The organism is Micromonospora sp. RL09-050-HVF-A (assembly GCF_019374995.1).
Classification (GTDB): Bacteria; Actinomycetota; Actinomycetes; order Mycobacteriales; family Micromonosporaceae; genus Micromonospora; species Micromonospora antibiotica.
The window spans coordinates 6,834,843-6,849,954 of sequence record NZ_JAGKQP010000002.1; the positions used below are offsets into that span (position 1 = coordinate 6,834,843).

Below are 15,112 nucleotides of genomic sequence, written 5' to 3' on the forward strand. Positions count from 1 at the left end.
GATACCCGAGCGACACCGGGACGCCCTCTCGCGTTAAAGTCGCAATCACCCGCAGACCGGCACGTTCGGTCGCGGTGCTGCGGTCACGCCCGTCGCACGACGAGGCCGTCGACCGCCGGGCCCCGCCCGTCAACGACCTCGTAGGGAGCGTCCTCCTTTGTTCGGCACGTTACTGGAACGCACCGGCACCGCCGCCCGAGGCGCACTGCTGGTGCTGTTCTACCTGGTCATGCTCGTCGCGGGCGTCTTTGGATGGGTGGTCCTGTTCGCCGTGGCCGGGCTGGCCGCGGTGGTCGGTGAGTTCGCCGTCACCCGCTGGTCGCCGCCCTCGGACACGCTGCTGGAAAAGGTCGGTCTCAACCGGGGCTACCGGCAACTGAGCCGGGACCTGGCGTCCGTGCTCCTGGTCGCCGCCACGGTCCCGCTCACCGGGGTCGAGCTGACCTGGCTGCTGGTGCTCCCGGCGGCGGTCTGGGTGATCGCCGTCTTCGCGGGTGCCCTGAACACGATGATCGACCGGCGCAACCCCGTCTCCGCCCTGGTCCGCAACATCGAGCTGGGGCCGATCCGCTCGGCGCCCCGCCCGCCGGACTGGATCGCCAACCTGGCCGGTGTGCCGCTCGCGGTGCTCAACGTGCTGCTGGTCCCGGCCGCCGTGGTCGCCGCGGTCCGCGTCGACGCCACCCCCGTGCTGGCGGTCGCCGCGGTGGCCGCCGGGCTCGCCGCGCTGATCGGCGCGGTGGTCGCGGTGACCTGGCTGCGCGGTCGGGGCACCGGCAAGAGTCCGGTGCTGCCGGTGTTGCAGCGCTGGCTCGACAACCACCGGCCCGAGGTCGCGCTCTACTTCGCCGGCCCGGCCAAGGACGTCTACCAGGCCAACATGTGGCTGGCCCCGACCGAGGCGCTGCACCAGCGGGCGGTCGTGCTGATGCGCAGCAAGGAAGCGTTCTTCGAGCTGGCCGACACCCGGCTGCCGGTGATCTGCGTGCCCACCGGGCCCGACTTCATGAACCTCGAACTGGGCACCGTCCGGGCCGCCCTCTACGCGGCGAACGTCGGCGCCAACATCCACATGTTGCGCGAGCCGGGCATGAAGCACGTCTTCGTCGGTCACGGCGACAGCGACAAGCAGGCCAGCGTCAACCCCTACAGCAAGGTGTACGACGAGGTGTGGGTCGCCGGCCTGGCCGGCCGGGAGCGGTACGCGCGGGCCGCGGTCGGCGTCCGGGACGACGACATCGTGGAGATCGGCCGGCCGCAGCTCGCCGGGGTGCACACCTTCGGCTCGACGGCCCCCGACCGGCCGTTCACCGTCCTCTACGCCCCCACCTGGGAGGGCTGGCTCGACGACGACCCCTACCACACCTCGCTGGTGCTGATGGGGGAGCGGATCGTCCGGGGGGTGCTCGCCTCGCCGCAGGTGCGCCTGGTCTACAAGCCGCACCCGCTGACCGGTTCCCGGTCCAAGGAGGCCAAGGCGGTGCACGAGCGCCTGGTGTCGCTGATCCGGGCCGCCGGTGGTGACCCGGACGCCGGTTCGCTGGACGGCCCCGGGCACCGGGTGGTCACCGGCCGGGTCCCCGCGCTGTTCGACTGCTTCAACCAGACCGACCTGCTGGTCAGTGACATCTCCAGCGTGGTCTCCGACTTCGTGCAGAGCCAGCGGCCGTACGTGGTGGCCAACCCGAGCGGGCTGCCGGAGGACGAGTTCCGGCGCGAGTTCCCCACCTCCCGGGGGGCGTACCTGCTCTCCCGCGACTGCGGTGAGCTGCCGAAGATCCTGGCGCTGACCCGGGCCGGCGACGACCCGATGACCGACGCCCGGCGGGAACTGAAGACCTACCTGCTCGGCCCGGCCGAGGCCAACCCGATGGACCGGTTCCAGGAGGAGATCGGCCGGCTCTGCCGCTGACCGGACGGGGTACGGGGCCCGGGGCGAACACCCGTCCCGGGCCCGGTCCCGTTCGCTGGCCGGCCCGGCACCGGCCGACCCGTGTTCCCCGTGGTTTCCGGCGGGCCGGTGCTTCTGCCACCATTCGCTCGTCATCCGTACGACGAATGGGGGTCACCGGTGCGCATCCTGCTGGTCGAGGACGACCGACGGGTGGCCGCCGCCCTCGCGTCGGCGCTGACCCGCCGCGGCTACGAGGTGGAGCACGCGGCCACCGTCGCTGCCGCGCTCTCGGCCGCCCCCTGTGACCTGGTGCTGCTCGACCTCACCCTGCCCGACGGGGACGGCACCGAGGTGTGCCGGGAGTTGCGGCGGCGCAGCAGCCAGCTCGGCATCATCGCGGTGACCGCTCGCGGTGAGGAACGGGACCGGGTGCTCGGGTTGCGGCTCGGTGCCGACGACTACGTGGTGAAGCCGTTCTCCATGGTGGAGTTGCAGGCCCGGATCGAGGCGGTGCTGCGGCGGGCGGCCCACGCCGCGCCGGCGCGGGACCTGATCGAGGTCGGGTCGGTCCGTATCGACGTCGCCGCCCGGACGGTCGCCGTCGACGGTCGGCAGGTGGCGTTGACCCGCAAGGAGTTCGACATTCTGCTCTCGCTGGCCCGCCAGCCCGGGACGGCGGTGTCCCGGGACCGGATCCTGCTCGACGTCTGGGGCACCACCTGGGCCGACCGGCACACCGTCGAGGTGCACGTCGGTTCGCTGCGGGGCAAGCTCGGCGACCCCCGGCTGGTGGAGACCGTACGCGGGGTCGGCTACCGGCTCCGGGGCGAGTGAGGGGCAGCCGGTGCGGCGTCGACTGGTGATCAGCTACCTGCTGCTGATGGTGCTGGTGCTCCTGGCGTTGGAGACGCCCCTCGCGGCGACGCTGGCGTCCCGGGAGACCGACCGGGTCCGGGCCGACCGGCTCGCGGACGCGACCCGGTTCGCCTCGCTGGCCGGGCCGGCGCTGCGGGGCGGCGGCGCCGGGCCGTTGACCGGCGAACTCGTCAGCTACGACCAGCTGTACGGCATCGGAGCCGCGGTCGTCGACCGGGACGGCCGGGCGCTGGTGGTGTCGACGAGTTGGCGTACGGGCCGGGACACCCGGGCGGCGCTGGACAGCGCGTTGGCCGGGCAGCAGTTCAACGGGCCGGACTCGGTCTGGCCGTGGGTGGACGGCCCGCTGGTGGTGGCGGTGCCGATCAACGACGGTGGTGAGGTGCTCGGCGCGGTGGTCACCAGCACCCCGGTGGCGAAGGTCCGGCGCACGGTCACCGCCTGGTGGCTGCTACTCGCCGGGATCGGCCTGCTTGCCGTGCTGGCCTGTGTCTCCACCGCGTTCGGGCTGGCCGGTTGGGTGTTGCGCCCGGTGACCGAGCTGGACGCGGTGACCCACGAGATCGCCGAGGGGGACCGGGGCGCCCGGGTGCAGGACCGGTGGGGGCCGCCCGAGCTGCGCCGGTTGGCAGCCAGCTTCAACCACATGGCGGTGGTGGTGTCCGACGTGATGGACCGGCAACGGGCCTTCGTCGCGCACGCCAGCCACCAGCTGCGCAACCCGCTGACCGCGCTGCGGCTGCGGGTCGAGGAGCTGGGGCCCAGCGTCACCGACCAGGCCGGCCAGGTCGAGCACCGGTTGGCCCTGGAGGAGACCGACCGGTTGGCGCTGGTCCTCGACGGGCTGCTCACCCTGGCCCGCGCGGAGCGGGAGCAGAACGAACGGGTCACCGTGGACGCGGCGGCGGTGGCCGCGTCCCGGGTCGCCGCGTGGGAGCCGCTGGCCCGGCACCGGTCGGTCACCCTGCTCCTGGCGGCGTCCGGCCCGGCGTACGCGCGGACCGTGCCGACCGCCGTCGACCAGGCGCTGGACGCGCTGATCGACAACGCGATCAAGTTCAGCGGGGAGGGCGGCGAGGTGACGGTGGCGGTCCGGCACGTCGACGGGGGCACCGCGCTGGAGGTGCGCGACACCGGCCCGGGGATGACCTCGGAGCAGCTCCACCAGGCCACCGAGCGGTTCTGGCGGGCCCCGGACGCACAGAACATCGAGGGTGCCGGCCTCGGCCTGACCATCGTGGCGGTGCTGGTGGACGCCTCCGATGGTCGGCTCACCATGCATCCGGGTCAACCGCGCGGTCTGGTCGCCGAGCTGTGGTTCCCCGGCCCGTCCGACATCGCCCCCCCGTCGGACACCGGCTCCCCGTCCGACGCCGACTCCCCGCCGGACGCCGTCGTCCCCGCCCTGCCCGGCGGGGCGGGCTGAGTCAGGGTTTGGCGGACCGGTACCAGGCGGCTGCGCCCGGGTGCAGCGGTAGCGGGGTGGTGGCGATCGCCGAGCGGGGACTCATCCGGCCGGCTGCCGGGTGGGCGGCGGCCAGCTCCGACCGACGTTCCATCAGCAGCCGGGTCACCTCGCGCACCAGGGGCTCCGGCAGGTCCGCCCGGACGATCAGGTAGTTGGGGTTGGCGACCGTGGTGACCGGGTCCACCCCGTACACCGAGCGGGGGATGTCCCGGGAGACGTACACCTCCCGGTAGGCGCGACGTAGCGGCTCGGTCCACTCGCCCAGGTTCACCAGCCGGATCGAGGTGGCGTCGGCGAGCGCCTTCACCCCGCGTACCGGCAGGCCACCGGAGAAGAAGAAGGCGTCGATCCGGCCGGCCCGCAGCGCGGCCACCGAGTCGTCCAGCCCGAGGTGTTCCTGCCGGACCTGGTCGCCGCCGAGCCGGGCCACCTCCAAAAGCCGGGTCACCGTGACCTCGGTGCCGGACCCGGCCGCGCCCACCGAGACCCGCCGTCCGCGCAGGTCGGCGAGGTCGCGGATCGGTCCGCCGGCGGTGGTGACCAGGTGCAGCAGGTCGTCGTAGACGCGCGCCACCGCGAGCACCTTCGGTGGGCCGTTCGGGTGGGTGTCGAGCACGTCGGCCTGGGTGAAGCCCAGCTCGGCGGCACCGGAACCGACCAGCCGGACGTTCTCGGCGGAGGCGGCGGTGACCACCACGCCGGCCCGGACACCGGGCATCTCGCGGTTGAGGACGGTGGCCAGCGACTGGCCGAAGGCGTGGTAGACGGCGGTCGGGCTGCCGGTGGCGATCCGGATCCGGACCGGTTCGTCGGGGGAGTCCTGGCAGGCGACCAGCCCGCCGAGCACCACGACCAGCAGCATCAGCAGCGCTGTGCCGGCGGAGGCGGACCGCCGGCCGCGCCCGGTCCGGCGACGGCTCACGCGGTGCACTCTGCGCCGTCACCGCCCTCGGCGCAAGCTCAGACGGCCGGTGCCGGGCCTGACCGCCGGGTCAGCCCGCTGCGGGGTGGACGCCTCGACGTCCGCCGCGCTCAGGCCGGGGCGGGCTGCCGGGCGGGGGCCAACGCGGCCCGCTCCATGATCCGCAGCCGGTCCGGCCCGTCGGCGACGCTGACCACCAGGCAGCCGGTTCCCGGTCGCAGCAGCGCCGGCACCTCCAACTGGGCCGCCGACCGGACCAGCACGGCGGCCAGTTCCCGGTCGGCCAGCCGGATGCCGAGGATGTGCCGCCGGACGTGCCGGCCGCCGGCCAGCAACGCCGAGCGCCAGGCCGCCGAGGCGAGCCGGGTCCGCCAGGCGGCCCGGGGGGTGGACGAGCCGACGGCGGGGCCGAGCAGTTCCCGCCGTCCCTGCCGCCAGCCGGCCTCGCGTAACGCCGTGTACCCGGGCACCTGCGCCGTCGGCACGTGCAACCGGTGCAGCTCGTAGCGGCGACGCAGGCCACCGGTGGCCACCTCGTGCTCGACGGGGACGCCGAGCCGGACGAGCAGTTGCCGCATCCGCAGCGCGGCGTCCTCCCGGTTGAACTCCACCACCGCCCGTGGTGGGGGTGGTGTCGGGCGGTGCGTGGCGACGGCCGGCGTCGGCGTGCAGCGCACCAGGCAGGCCACCTCGAACGCGTCGGCCAGGGTCAACCAGTCCAGCGGTGGTGGGGACGCCGGGGGGCGCGGCCGGTCGAGCAGGCGGGGTTCGGAGGTCATCGGACCGCTCCTTCTCGACGGGGGTTCCCCTACGGTCGCCTGCCGGTCCGCCCGCCTCCAGCCATCGGCACCGGATTTGAGGAAATCTTGCGTTCCTAGAGTTCGGTCACCACCACGTCGACCTGACGGGGGCGGCCCGCCGTCACCGGCTGCTCCTCGACCGGGTACTTCAGGTCACGCAACGCGCCGATCAGGGCGGTCGCGGTGCGCGGCCGGGCCCCCGCAAGCAGCAGGTCGCGGACCAGCCGGCCCTTGGTGGCCTTGTTGAAGTGGCTCACCACCGTGCGTTCCCCCGGCCGGCGTTCGTGCAGCACCCGCACGGTGACCGTCCGGGCGGCCAGCTCCGCCGGCGGCGTCCAGGTCGCCGCATAGGCGGCGGACCGCAGGTCCAGCACCGGGCCGCCGCCGGCCGCCGCCGTCAGCACCGGCGACAACACCCGCCGCCAGTACGCCGACAGCGCCCCCACCCCCGGCAGCCGCGCCCCGATCGGGCACCGGTACGGCGGGATCCGGTCGGTGAGGCGTACCGCGCCCCACAGGCCCGAGCTGACCAGCACCGAACGGCGGGCCGCCCGCAGCGCCCCGGGCGGCAGGGTGGCCAGGCCGAGCGCCTCGTAGAGCACCCCGGTGTAGACCTGCCCGGCCGGTGCGGTGGCGGCCCGGTCCAGCCGGGCGTTGCGGGCCAGCTCGCCCCGCTGACCGGCGGTCAACCCCAGGGCGGCCAGGGCGGCGTCGGCGGCACCGGGCCCGTCCGACCGGCCGGCGGCACCGAGGGCCATCAGCGCGGTCAGCACCTCCTCGCGGGCCGGGGTCAACTCGGGCAGGGAGAGCCGGGTCAGGTCGAGCCGACGACCGGTGCCGGCGTCGGCCTTGCCCTCGGAGGGCGGCAGCAGGATGAGCACCCGGAAAGCGTACGGGCCGAGGTCAGCGCCACGGCCGGACGGCACTCGCCGGTTGGTACACCCGGTATCCGGCGACCTCGACCAGCCGGGCGGGGTCGGCCCCGTCCCCGAGCAGCCCCCGCAGCCGGCGCTCCGCCGGGGAGTCCACCGGCAGCACGTACCCGGGTCGTTGCGCCCCCTCCACCCGCCGCCAGTACGGTCGGTAGCGGTTCTGCCCGGGGGTGAGTTGCCCGTCGAGCACCGCGCAGACCACCCGCTCACCGGTGTCGAAGGTCAACCGGTGGCAGGTCCAGTAGTCGCCGTAGACCTCCCGCAGGCCGGTCCGGCGCACCGCGTCGGCCAGCTCCCGGGCCCGCCGCTGGTCGGCCCGGGGCGCGTCCAGCGCCGTCAGGAACAGCCCGGTCGCCACCACGGCGGTGGTGGTCAACCCGGCCAGCACCGCCGTGGCGCTCGCCCCGACCAGCCGACCGACCACCCCGACGGTGCCCCGCCAGCAGGCCGCCGCCGCCAGCCACAGCGGCCACAGCACCGCCGGCAGGGAGATCTGCACCACCGCCAGGTAGCGGGCGTTGGCCAGCGGGTCGGTCGCGGCGGGCGGACTGCGGACGTACGACAGCAGGGTCAGGGCGGCACCGGCGATCAGGGCGAGTTGGGCGACGGGCCGGACCCGCACGGCGGTCGGCCGGCCCGTGGTCCGGCGGTAGCCGACCAGGGCGAGCCCGGCGGCGGCGACCAGCAGCACCGGGTAGAGCGCCCCGAACCACTCCTGCCGGCGGGCGCACCCGGTGACCTGGCAGAGGCCGGTGGCCAGCGGCACCCCGGTCAGCAGCCCACCGCGCACCCGGTCGACCAGCGGCGGCGTCGGCCCGGTGCCGGCGCTGAGCTGGCGCAGCACCGACCACGAGTCCGCGCCCGGCGGGGCGACCAGGTTGTCCCCGACCAGCGGGGCCACCCCGACCGCGAACCCGGCCACCAGCAGCAGCCCCGACCAGCCGAGCAACTCCCGGCGGGTGGCGTAGACCAGCAGCACCCCGGCGACCGCCAGGTAGGGGGCGAGCAGCCAGTCGGACCAGAGCGCCGCTCCGGCGCACACCCCGGCCAACCCCACCGCCGCCCGTCGCCACCCGGGCCGCCGCCACCGGCCCCGTCGCCCCGCCAGCCCCACCGCGATCAGCAGGATCGCCAGCACCATCGGTTTGCCCTCGGGCCGCCCGCCGACCACGGTGAGCTGGTCGCGGACCACCCGTTCGGTGCCGAGCGCCAGCAACCCGACGGTGAAGGTGGCGAACCACGGCCCGTAGAGCCGCCGGCTCAGCCGGTGCGACAACCAGAGGAAGAGCGCGTACAACGCGACGAGCGGCAGCCGTAGCACCGGCCAGGACGGTCCGGCCAGCGCCACCAGCGGGGCGGCCAGGTAGGACTCGATCATGCCCATGTAATGCTGCCCGTAGAGGAAGACCGGGTGTTCCCGGCCGGCGGCGATGTGCAGCGCGGCCAGCCCGAAGGTCGCCTCGTCGCTGTTCGCGGCGGGCACCGTCAGCAGGGTCAGAACCAGCCGGTAACCCACCCCGGCCACCCCGAGCAGCAGCGCGACCCGCGCCGGACGGTCCAGCCGTGCGCGGTCGGGCGGTACACGTGTCGACACGACCAACGCCCCCGTCGTCGTCCCGACCGGAGTGTGTCACGCCTGCCGGGCCTCCCGGGCCGGATCGGTCCAGCCGACCCGCTGCCGGTCCGCGCCCGCCCGACGCGCCCGCCCGACTGGTCTCCCGTCCGGACTGACTCGTTTCCCGTCCGGCCCGACCCGTCTCCCGTCCGGCCAGGCCCGGCTCGTTTCCGCCCGGCCCGGGGCGTCGGACGTCTGGTGCGTGCGCCGCCGTCCACCTGGGCGCTCGACCCGCTGTGCTCCTGGTCGCTCGCCTGGCCGCTGCCGGACTCCTGTGGCAGGGTTGCAACGTGCCCTCCACCACCGCGAGCCAGCTGGCCGTACCCACCCTGCACCGGGCCGCGCGGATCGAGGACGCCCTGCACCAACTGGTCGAGCGCCGGTTGCGCCGCACCGGCTGGCAGCCCAACATCGTCGCGTACGCCGGTTACGGCGCACCCGGTTGGGCCCGGGTGATGTGCCGGGTGCTGCTCAGCCGCCCCGACCGGCGGCAGGGCCGGCTGGAGAAGGTACGCGGCTGGCGCAGCTTCGCCACCCTGCCCGCCAAACATGTCGAGGTCACCATCGAGGCCGGCGACGGCGTACACACCGCCCGCGCCGACCGCAGCGGCTTCGTCGACACCATGGTCAAGGCCAACTTCGCCCCCGGCTGGGCCTCGGTGCGGCTGCGGGTCGCCGACGCCGAACCGGTCGAGGCGCTGGTCCGGGTGATCGACCCGGAGGTGCGCCTCGGCATCCTCTCCGACATCGACGACACGGTCATGGTCACCGCGCTGCCCCGGCCCATGCTGGCCGCGTGGAACACCTTCGTCCTCGACGAGCACGCCCGCACGGCGGTGCCGGGCATGGCGGTGCTCTATGAACGCCTGGTCACCGCCCACCCCGGCAGCCCGGTGTTCTACCTGTCCACCGGCGCGTGGAACGTCGCGCCGACGCTGACCCGGTTCCTGTCCCGGCACCTCTACCCGGCCGGTCCGCTGCTGCTCACCGACTGGGGGCCGACGGCCGACCGCTGGTTCCGCAGCGGCCGGGAGCACAAGCGGGCCACCCTGGCCCGGTTGGCCGCCGAGTTCCCCGACGTGCGCTGGCTGCTGATCGGCGACGACGGGCAGCACGACCAGGAGATCTACCGGGAGTTCGCCGCCGCCCACCCGGAGAACGTCGCCGGGGTGGCGATCCGCAGGCTCTCCCCGACCCAGTCGGTGCTCGCCGGTAGCCTGCCCGTGCCGAACGACCGGCCGTCGTCGGCGGGGCCGGTGGGGCAGAAGTGGCTCTCCGCCCCCGACGGCGCCGGCCTGTGGAAGCTGCTCCGCGACGCCGGCCTGGTCTGAGCTGCCCGACCGGCGTGCAGCGCGGGTGGGTCAGTCGCGGCGCAGCCAGAGTACGCCGAGCGGGGGGACCCGCAGTGCCACCGAGGCGGGCAGGCCGTGCCAGGGGACGTCCTGGGCGTGCACCGCGCCGAGGTTGCCCACGCCGGAGCCGCCGTAGTGGTGGGCGTCGGTGTTGATCACCTCGGTCCAGGTGCCGCCGGCCGGCAGGCCGACCCGGTAGTCCTCCAGCGGGCCCGCGGAGAAGTTCGCCACGCAGACCAGGGTCGCGCCGTCCGGGGCGATCCGGACGAAGGAGACCGCGTTGTTGGCGACGTCGTCCCCGGCGATCCAGCGGAACCCGGCCGGGTCGGTGTCCTGCGCCCACAGCGCCGGGGTGTCCCGGTAGGCGGCGTTGAGGTCGGCGACCAGCCGCTGCACCCCGGCCCGCGCCGGATCGTGCAGGAGGTACCAGTCGAGGCCGCGTTCCTCGCTCCACTCCCGGTCGTCGCCCAGCTCACAGCCCATGAAGAGCAGTTGCTTGCCCGGGTGCGCCCACATGTACGCCAGCAGCGCCCGTACGTTGGCCAGCCGTTGCCAGGTGTCGCCGGGCATCTTGCCGGCCAGCGAACCCTTGCCGTGCACCACCTCGTCGTGGCTGATCGGCAGCACGTAGTTCTCGCTCCAGGCGTACGCCAGGGAGAAGGTGAGCTGATGGTGGTGGTGCTGCCGGTAGATCGGGTCCTTGGCGGTGTAGAGCAGGGTGTCGTGCATCCAGCCCATGTTCCACTTGAAGCCGAAGCCGAGCCCGCCGTCGGCGGTGGGCCGGGTCACCCCGGGCCAGGCGGTGGACTCCTCGGCGATCATCACCACCCCGGCGTGGTGCTTGTAGACGGTGGCGTTGACCTCCTGCATGAAGGCGATCGCCTCCAGGTTCTCCCGGCCGCCGTGCTGGTTGGGCAGCCACTGTCCCTCGGGGCGGGAGTAGTCCAGGTAGAGCATCGAGGCGACCGCGTCGACCCGCAGGCCGTCGATGTGGAACTCGTCGCACCAGTAGAGGGCGTTGGCGACCAGGAAGTTGCGCACCTCGCGGCGACCGAAGTCGAAGACGTACGTGCCCCAGTCGGGGTGTTCGCCGCGGCGCGGGTCGGGGTGTTCGTAGAGCGGGGTGCCGTCGAAGCGTGCGAGGGCCCACTCGTCCTTGGGGAAGTGCGCGGGCACCCAGTCGAGCAGCACCCCGATGCCGGCGGCGTGCAGCCGGTCGACCAGGTGCCGGAAGTCGTCCGGGTCACCGAACCGGGAGGTGGGCGCGAAGTAGCCGGTGACCTGGTAGCCCCAGGAACCGCCGAACGGGTGCTCCATCACCGGCAGGAACTCCACGTGCGTGAAGCCCATCTCGGTGACGTACGTGGTGAGCTGGTCGGCCAGCTCCCGGTAGCTGAGGCCGGGCCGCCACGAGCCGAGGTGCACCTCGTACACGCTCATCGGTTCCCGGTGCGGCTGCCGGCGGGCCCGCTGCTCCAGCCACCGCGCGTCGGTCCACTCGTAGCGGGACCGGTGCACCACCGAGGCGGTGGCCGGCGGCACCTCCGCGTACGCGGCCATCGGGTCGGCCTTGTCCCGCCACCGCCCGTCGGCACCGAGGACGCGGTACTTGTAGCGGGCCCCCTCCGGGGCGCCGGGCACGAAGATCTCCCAGACGCCGCTGGATCCGAGGCTGCGCATCGGCCAGCCGTCGTCGGGACCCCAGCCGGTGAAGTCGCCGACCACGCGCACCCCACCGGCGTTCGGGGCCCACACCGCGAAGGCGACACCGCCGTCGCGGACCTGCGCGCCGAGCGCCTCCCAGAGCCGTTCGTGCCGGCCCTCGCCGATCAGGTGCAGGTCCAGCTCGCCGAGGGTCGGCGGGTGGCGGTAGGGATCGTCGGTGACCCAGCCGTCGACGTCGACCCGGTAGTCGAGCACGCTGCCTTCGACGCGGGCCTCGAAGACGCCGACGTCGTGCACCCGCTTCATCGGGTGCCGGTCGTCGCCGACGAGCAGCGTCACGTCGCCGGCGCCCCGCCGCAGGGTGCGGATCGTGGTCCACCCGTCGGCGGGGTGCGCGCCGAGCAGGGCGTGCGGGTCGTGCGTCGCGCCGGCGATCAGCTGGTCCATCGGTCGTCCTTCGGGGCGGGGTTGGTCGGGGTGCTGCCGTGCGGGGCACGGCCGGTCCTGGAGCCACCGGTCCGGGCGCGGCGGGCCCTGGCGGGGCGGGGCGCGGCGGTGCCGGTCGGCTGGTCGGCCTCCGGGGCGGGGGTGGTGGGCGCGGTGCCGCCGGAGAGTTCGGCGGGCACCTCCGTCACGGTCAACTCGGCTGGTTCCGCGCCGGCCGGCAACTCGGCCGGTTCCGCGCCGGCCGGGATCTCGGCCGGCGGGGTCGGCGGGCGGCGGACCGTCAGCACGTGCGCCGGTTGCAGGTACGGGTCGAGCCGCACCGCGTTGCGCTGCCCCCACTCGTAGCTGGCCCCGGTCAGCTCGTCGTGCACGGTGAACCGTTCGTGCCAGTCGAAGCCGAGCGCCGGCATGTCCAGGGTGGTGTTGCCCCACTGGACGGTCTGGGAGTCGAACGAGCAGACCACGATGACCGTGTCGCCGGTGTCCGGGTCGTGCTTGGACCAGCACAGCAGCGTCGGGTTGTCGATGTCGTGGAAGACCAGGTTGCGCAGCCGGTGCAGGGCCGGGTGCTCGCGGCGTACCCGGTTGAGGGTGGCGACGAACGGGGCGAGCGAGCGGCCGTGTGCCTGCGCGCCGGCCCAGTCCCGGGGGCGCAGCTCGTACTTCTCGTTGTCGAGGTACTCCTCCGCGCCGGGGCGGGCGACGTGCTCGAACAGTTCGAACCCTGCGTAGATGCCCCAGGAGGGGCTGAGCAGGGCGGCCAGCACCGCGCGGATCTTGAACATCGGCGGTCCGCCGTGTTGCAGGGACTCGTGCAGGATGTCCGGGGTGTTGGGCCAGAAGTTCGGCCGCATCCAGTCGGCTGAGGCGACCAGCTCCTCGCAGTATTCGCGCATCTCGGCAGCCGTCGTGCGCCAGGTGAAGTAGGTGTACGACTGGGTGAAGCCGACCTTGCCGAGCCCGTGCATGATCGCCGGCCGGGTGAACGCCTCGGCCAGGAAGAGCACGTCCGGGTCGGTGCGCTTGACCTCGGCGATCAGCCAGTGCCAGAAGTCGAACGGCTTGGTGTGCGGGTTGTCCACCCGGAAGATCCGCACGCCCTCGCCGATCCAGTGCCGCACCACCCGCAGCACCTCGGCCCGGATGCCCTCGGGGTCGTTGTCGAAGTTGACCGGGTAGATGTCCTGGTATTTCTTGGGCGGGTTCTCCGCGTACGCGATGCTGCCGTCGGCGCGGGTGGTGAACCACTCCGGGTGCTCGGTCACCCAGGGGTGGTCGGGGGCGCACTGCAACGCCAGGTCCATCGCCACCTCCAGGCCCTGCTCGGCGGCGGCGGCGACGAAGTCGCGGAAGTCGGCCGGCGTACCCAGGTCGGGGTGGATGGCGTCGTGGCCGCCCTCGGCCGCGCCGATCGCCCACGGCGAGCCGACGTCGTCGGGGCCGGCGGTCAGCGCGTTGTTGCGGCCCTTGCGGTTGACCCGGCCGATCGGGTGGATCGGCGGCAGGTAGAGCACGTCGAAGCCCATCGCCGCGACCCCGGGCAGCCGGTCCGTCGCGGTGACGAAGGTGCCCGAGCGGGCCGGGGCGTCGACGGTGGCCGGGACCGCGCCCTCGGAGCGGGGGAAGAACTCGTACCAGGCGGAGAAGAGCGCCCGGGGGCGGTCCACCCAGAGCAGGTGCGGGGTGCCGGTGGTGACCAGTTCCCGCACCGGGTGGGCCCAGAGCAGGTCGGCCAGGTCCAGTGCCGGGGCGACCCGGCGGGCCAGCTCGGCCTCCTTGTCGCCCAGCGCGGCCACCGCCGCCTCGACCCGCCCGACGTCGCCGGCCGGTACGAGCTCCAGGGCGGCGGTCAGCACCCGCACGCCCTCGGCCAGGTCGTTGGCCAGCTCGGCCGCGCCCTGCCCGGCGGCGACCTTCTTGGTCACCGCGTTCTGCCAGGTCAGGTACGGGTCCTGGAACGCCTCGACGGTGAAGGTCCACTCGCCGACGGCGTCCGGCCGGATGGTGGCGTGCCACCGGTCCTGCCCCGGCTCGCCGGGCCGCATCCGGGTGAACGGGCGGGTCACACCGTCGGGGCCGTGCCAGACCACGTTGCAGCCGAGGGCGTCGTGCCCCTCCCGGTAGGCGCGCGCCGACACCGGCACCAGCTCGTCGACCACCGCCTTGGCCGGGTAGCGACCGCAGGCGACGACAGGGGAGACGTCTTCGATCGGGAACCGTCCGCTCACCCGCTCAACCTACTGTGCGAGATCCCTTCGCGCTCAATCAAGCGTCCCCTTCTCCCGCCGACGCCCCGTCGGACGTTCGCCCAGCTCCGGACACGTGGCGTTGCGGGCCGATCACCGCGTGTGTATGGTCGGCCGGGTCAATCGACAGATCATGATCTGGAGGTAGGATGAAACGGCTCAAATCCCGCGCAGTGACCCTCCTGGCAAGCGCCATGATCGTCGGCCTCGCGGTGGTCGCGGTTCCCGGTGGGGCCGCCCAGGCCGGCTACTACCAGTACCGGAAGTGCTCCGACGCGGTCTCGCTCTCCTTCTTCGTCGACAGCACCTCGTCGACCACGCGGTGGCCGCACTCGATCGGCTGGAACAACGTCATGTACGCGGCACAGGAAGCCAATGGCCGCTACCACGTCTCGCTCTGGGACACCTCGGGTGACACCAACGGCTGGGTCAGCACCGCCTGGGTCCGGCCCTGCTGAGCCCGGCCGCCGTACGGCGCCGACCGTGACGCCGACCCGGCTCCGCGCCCACCACACCTGACGACCCGGAGGTACCCCGTGAGAACGACCAGTAAGCGCGTGTTCGCCCTCCTGGCGGTGACCGCCCTGACCAGCCTCGGCACGGCCGTGGCCACCGGTGGTGCCGCCCAGGCGGCCTACTACCAGTACAGCAAGTGCTCCACCGCCGTCAGCCTGTCCGTGTTCGTCGACAGCACCTCGTCGACCACGAAGTGGCCCCACTCGGTCGGCTACAACACCCGGATGTTCGCCGCGCAGGAAGCCAACGGCCGCTACCACGTCTCGCTGTGGAACGACAGCGGCGACACCAACGGCTGGGTCAGCACCGCCTGGGTCCGACCCTGCTCGTAGCCCTCCCCGCTGCGGCGGGCATCCGTCCCGCCTGTAGCTCTCCGGCG

General features: G+C 73.8%; 12 protein-coding genes. 6 read left to right on the top strand and 6 right to left on the bottom strand.

Annotated features, from left to right (window positions below; translation table 11 throughout):
• Window positions 1-157 precede the first annotated feature (157 nt).
• From J7462_RS29930 to J7462_RS29940, 3 genes are all read left to right on the top strand, one after another.
• Window positions 158-1,912 (top strand): CDP-glycerol glycerophosphotransferase family protein, encoded by a 1,755-nt coding sequence (locus J7462_RS29930; protein WP_219469250.1) that lies wholly within the window; start codon window positions 158-160, stop codon window positions 1,910-1,912.
• Window positions 1,913-2,071: 159 nt separating this feature from the next.
• Entirely contained in the window at window positions 2,072-2,728 is a 657-nt protein-coding gene (locus J7462_RS29935; RefSeq protein ID WP_208569033.1) for a response regulator transcription factor, read from the top strand.
• 10 nt (window positions 2,729-2,738) lie between these two features.
• Window positions 2,739-4,196, top strand: coding sequence for a HAMP domain-containing sensor histidine kinase (locus J7462_RS29940; protein ID WP_219469252.1), 1,458 nt, complete (start codon window positions 2,739-2,741; stop codon window positions 4,194-4,196).
• 1 nt (window position 4,197) lies between these two features.
• Here J7462_RS29940 and J7462_RS29945 read toward each other — a convergent pair whose 3' ends face one another.
• From J7462_RS29945 to J7462_RS29960, 4 genes are all read right to left on the bottom strand, one after another.
• Window positions 4,198-5,100: a TAXI family TRAP transporter solute-binding subunit gene (locus tag J7462_RS29945; protein ID WP_219470843.1), complete on the bottom strand. Its 903-nt coding sequence runs from the start codon at window positions 5,098-5,100 to the stop codon at window positions 4,198-4,200.
• Between the two features lie 170 nt (window positions 5,101-5,270).
• The gene (locus J7462_RS29950; protein WP_219469255.1) at window positions 5,271-5,939 is read right to left on the bottom strand and encodes a hypothetical protein; all 669 of its coding nucleotides are present in this window, start codon (window positions 5,937-5,939) and stop codon (window positions 5,271-5,273) included.
• 95 nt (window positions 5,940-6,034) lie between these two features.
• Window positions 6,035-6,841 carry a peroxide stress protein YaaA gene (yaaA, locus tag J7462_RS29955; RefSeq protein ID WP_219469258.1) on the bottom strand — a complete coding sequence of 269 codons (807 nt, stop codon included), beginning with the start codon at window positions 6,839-6,841 and terminating at the stop codon, window positions 6,035-6,037.
• A 22-nt stretch (window positions 6,842-6,863) separates the two neighbouring features.
• Entirely contained in the window at window positions 6,864-8,492 is a 1,629-nt protein-coding gene (locus J7462_RS29960; RefSeq protein WP_219469260.1) for a hypothetical protein, read from the bottom strand.
• Window positions 8,493-8,854: 362 nt separating this feature from the next.
• Here J7462_RS29960 and J7462_RS29965 point away from each other — a divergent pair, with 362 nt between their 5' ends.
• Window positions 8,855-9,838, top strand: a complete 984-nt coding sequence (locus tag J7462_RS29965) for an App1 family protein (RefSeq protein WP_374197596.1) — start codon at window positions 8,855-8,857, stop codon at window positions 9,836-9,838.
• Between the two features lie 30 nt (window positions 9,839-9,868).
• Here the strand turns inward: J7462_RS29965 and glgB are convergent, their stop codons facing one another.
• Both glgB and J7462_RS29975 read right to left on the bottom strand, forming a co-directional pair.
• Complete coding sequence (glgB, locus tag J7462_RS29970; RefSeq protein WP_219469263.1) at window positions 9,869-11,971, bottom strand: 1,4-alpha-glucan branching protein GlgB; 2,103 nt, start codon at window positions 11,969-11,971, stop codon at window positions 9,869-9,871.
• Window positions 11,959-14,199, bottom strand: coding sequence for an alpha-1,4-glucan--maltose-1-phosphate maltosyltransferase (locus J7462_RS29975; protein WP_219469267.1), 2,241 nt, complete (start codon window positions 14,197-14,199; stop codon window positions 11,959-11,961). Before J7462_RS29975 ends, glgB begins: the two co-directional genes overlap by 13 nt.
• A 191-nt stretch (window positions 14,200-14,390) precedes the next feature.
• Between J7462_RS29975 and J7462_RS29980 the strand changes: the two genes are divergently transcribed.
• Together J7462_RS29980 and J7462_RS29985 are read left to right on the top strand one after the other, a co-directional pair.
• Entirely contained in the window at window positions 14,391-14,675 is a 285-nt protein-coding gene (locus J7462_RS29980) for a hypothetical protein (RefSeq protein WP_219469269.1), read from the top strand.
• 78 nt (window positions 14,676-14,753) lie between these two features.
• Entirely contained in the window at window positions 14,754-15,065 is a 312-nt protein-coding gene (locus J7462_RS29985) for a hypothetical protein (protein ID WP_219469273.1), read from the top strand.
• The last annotated feature ends 47 nt before the right edge of the window (window positions 15,066-15,112 follow it).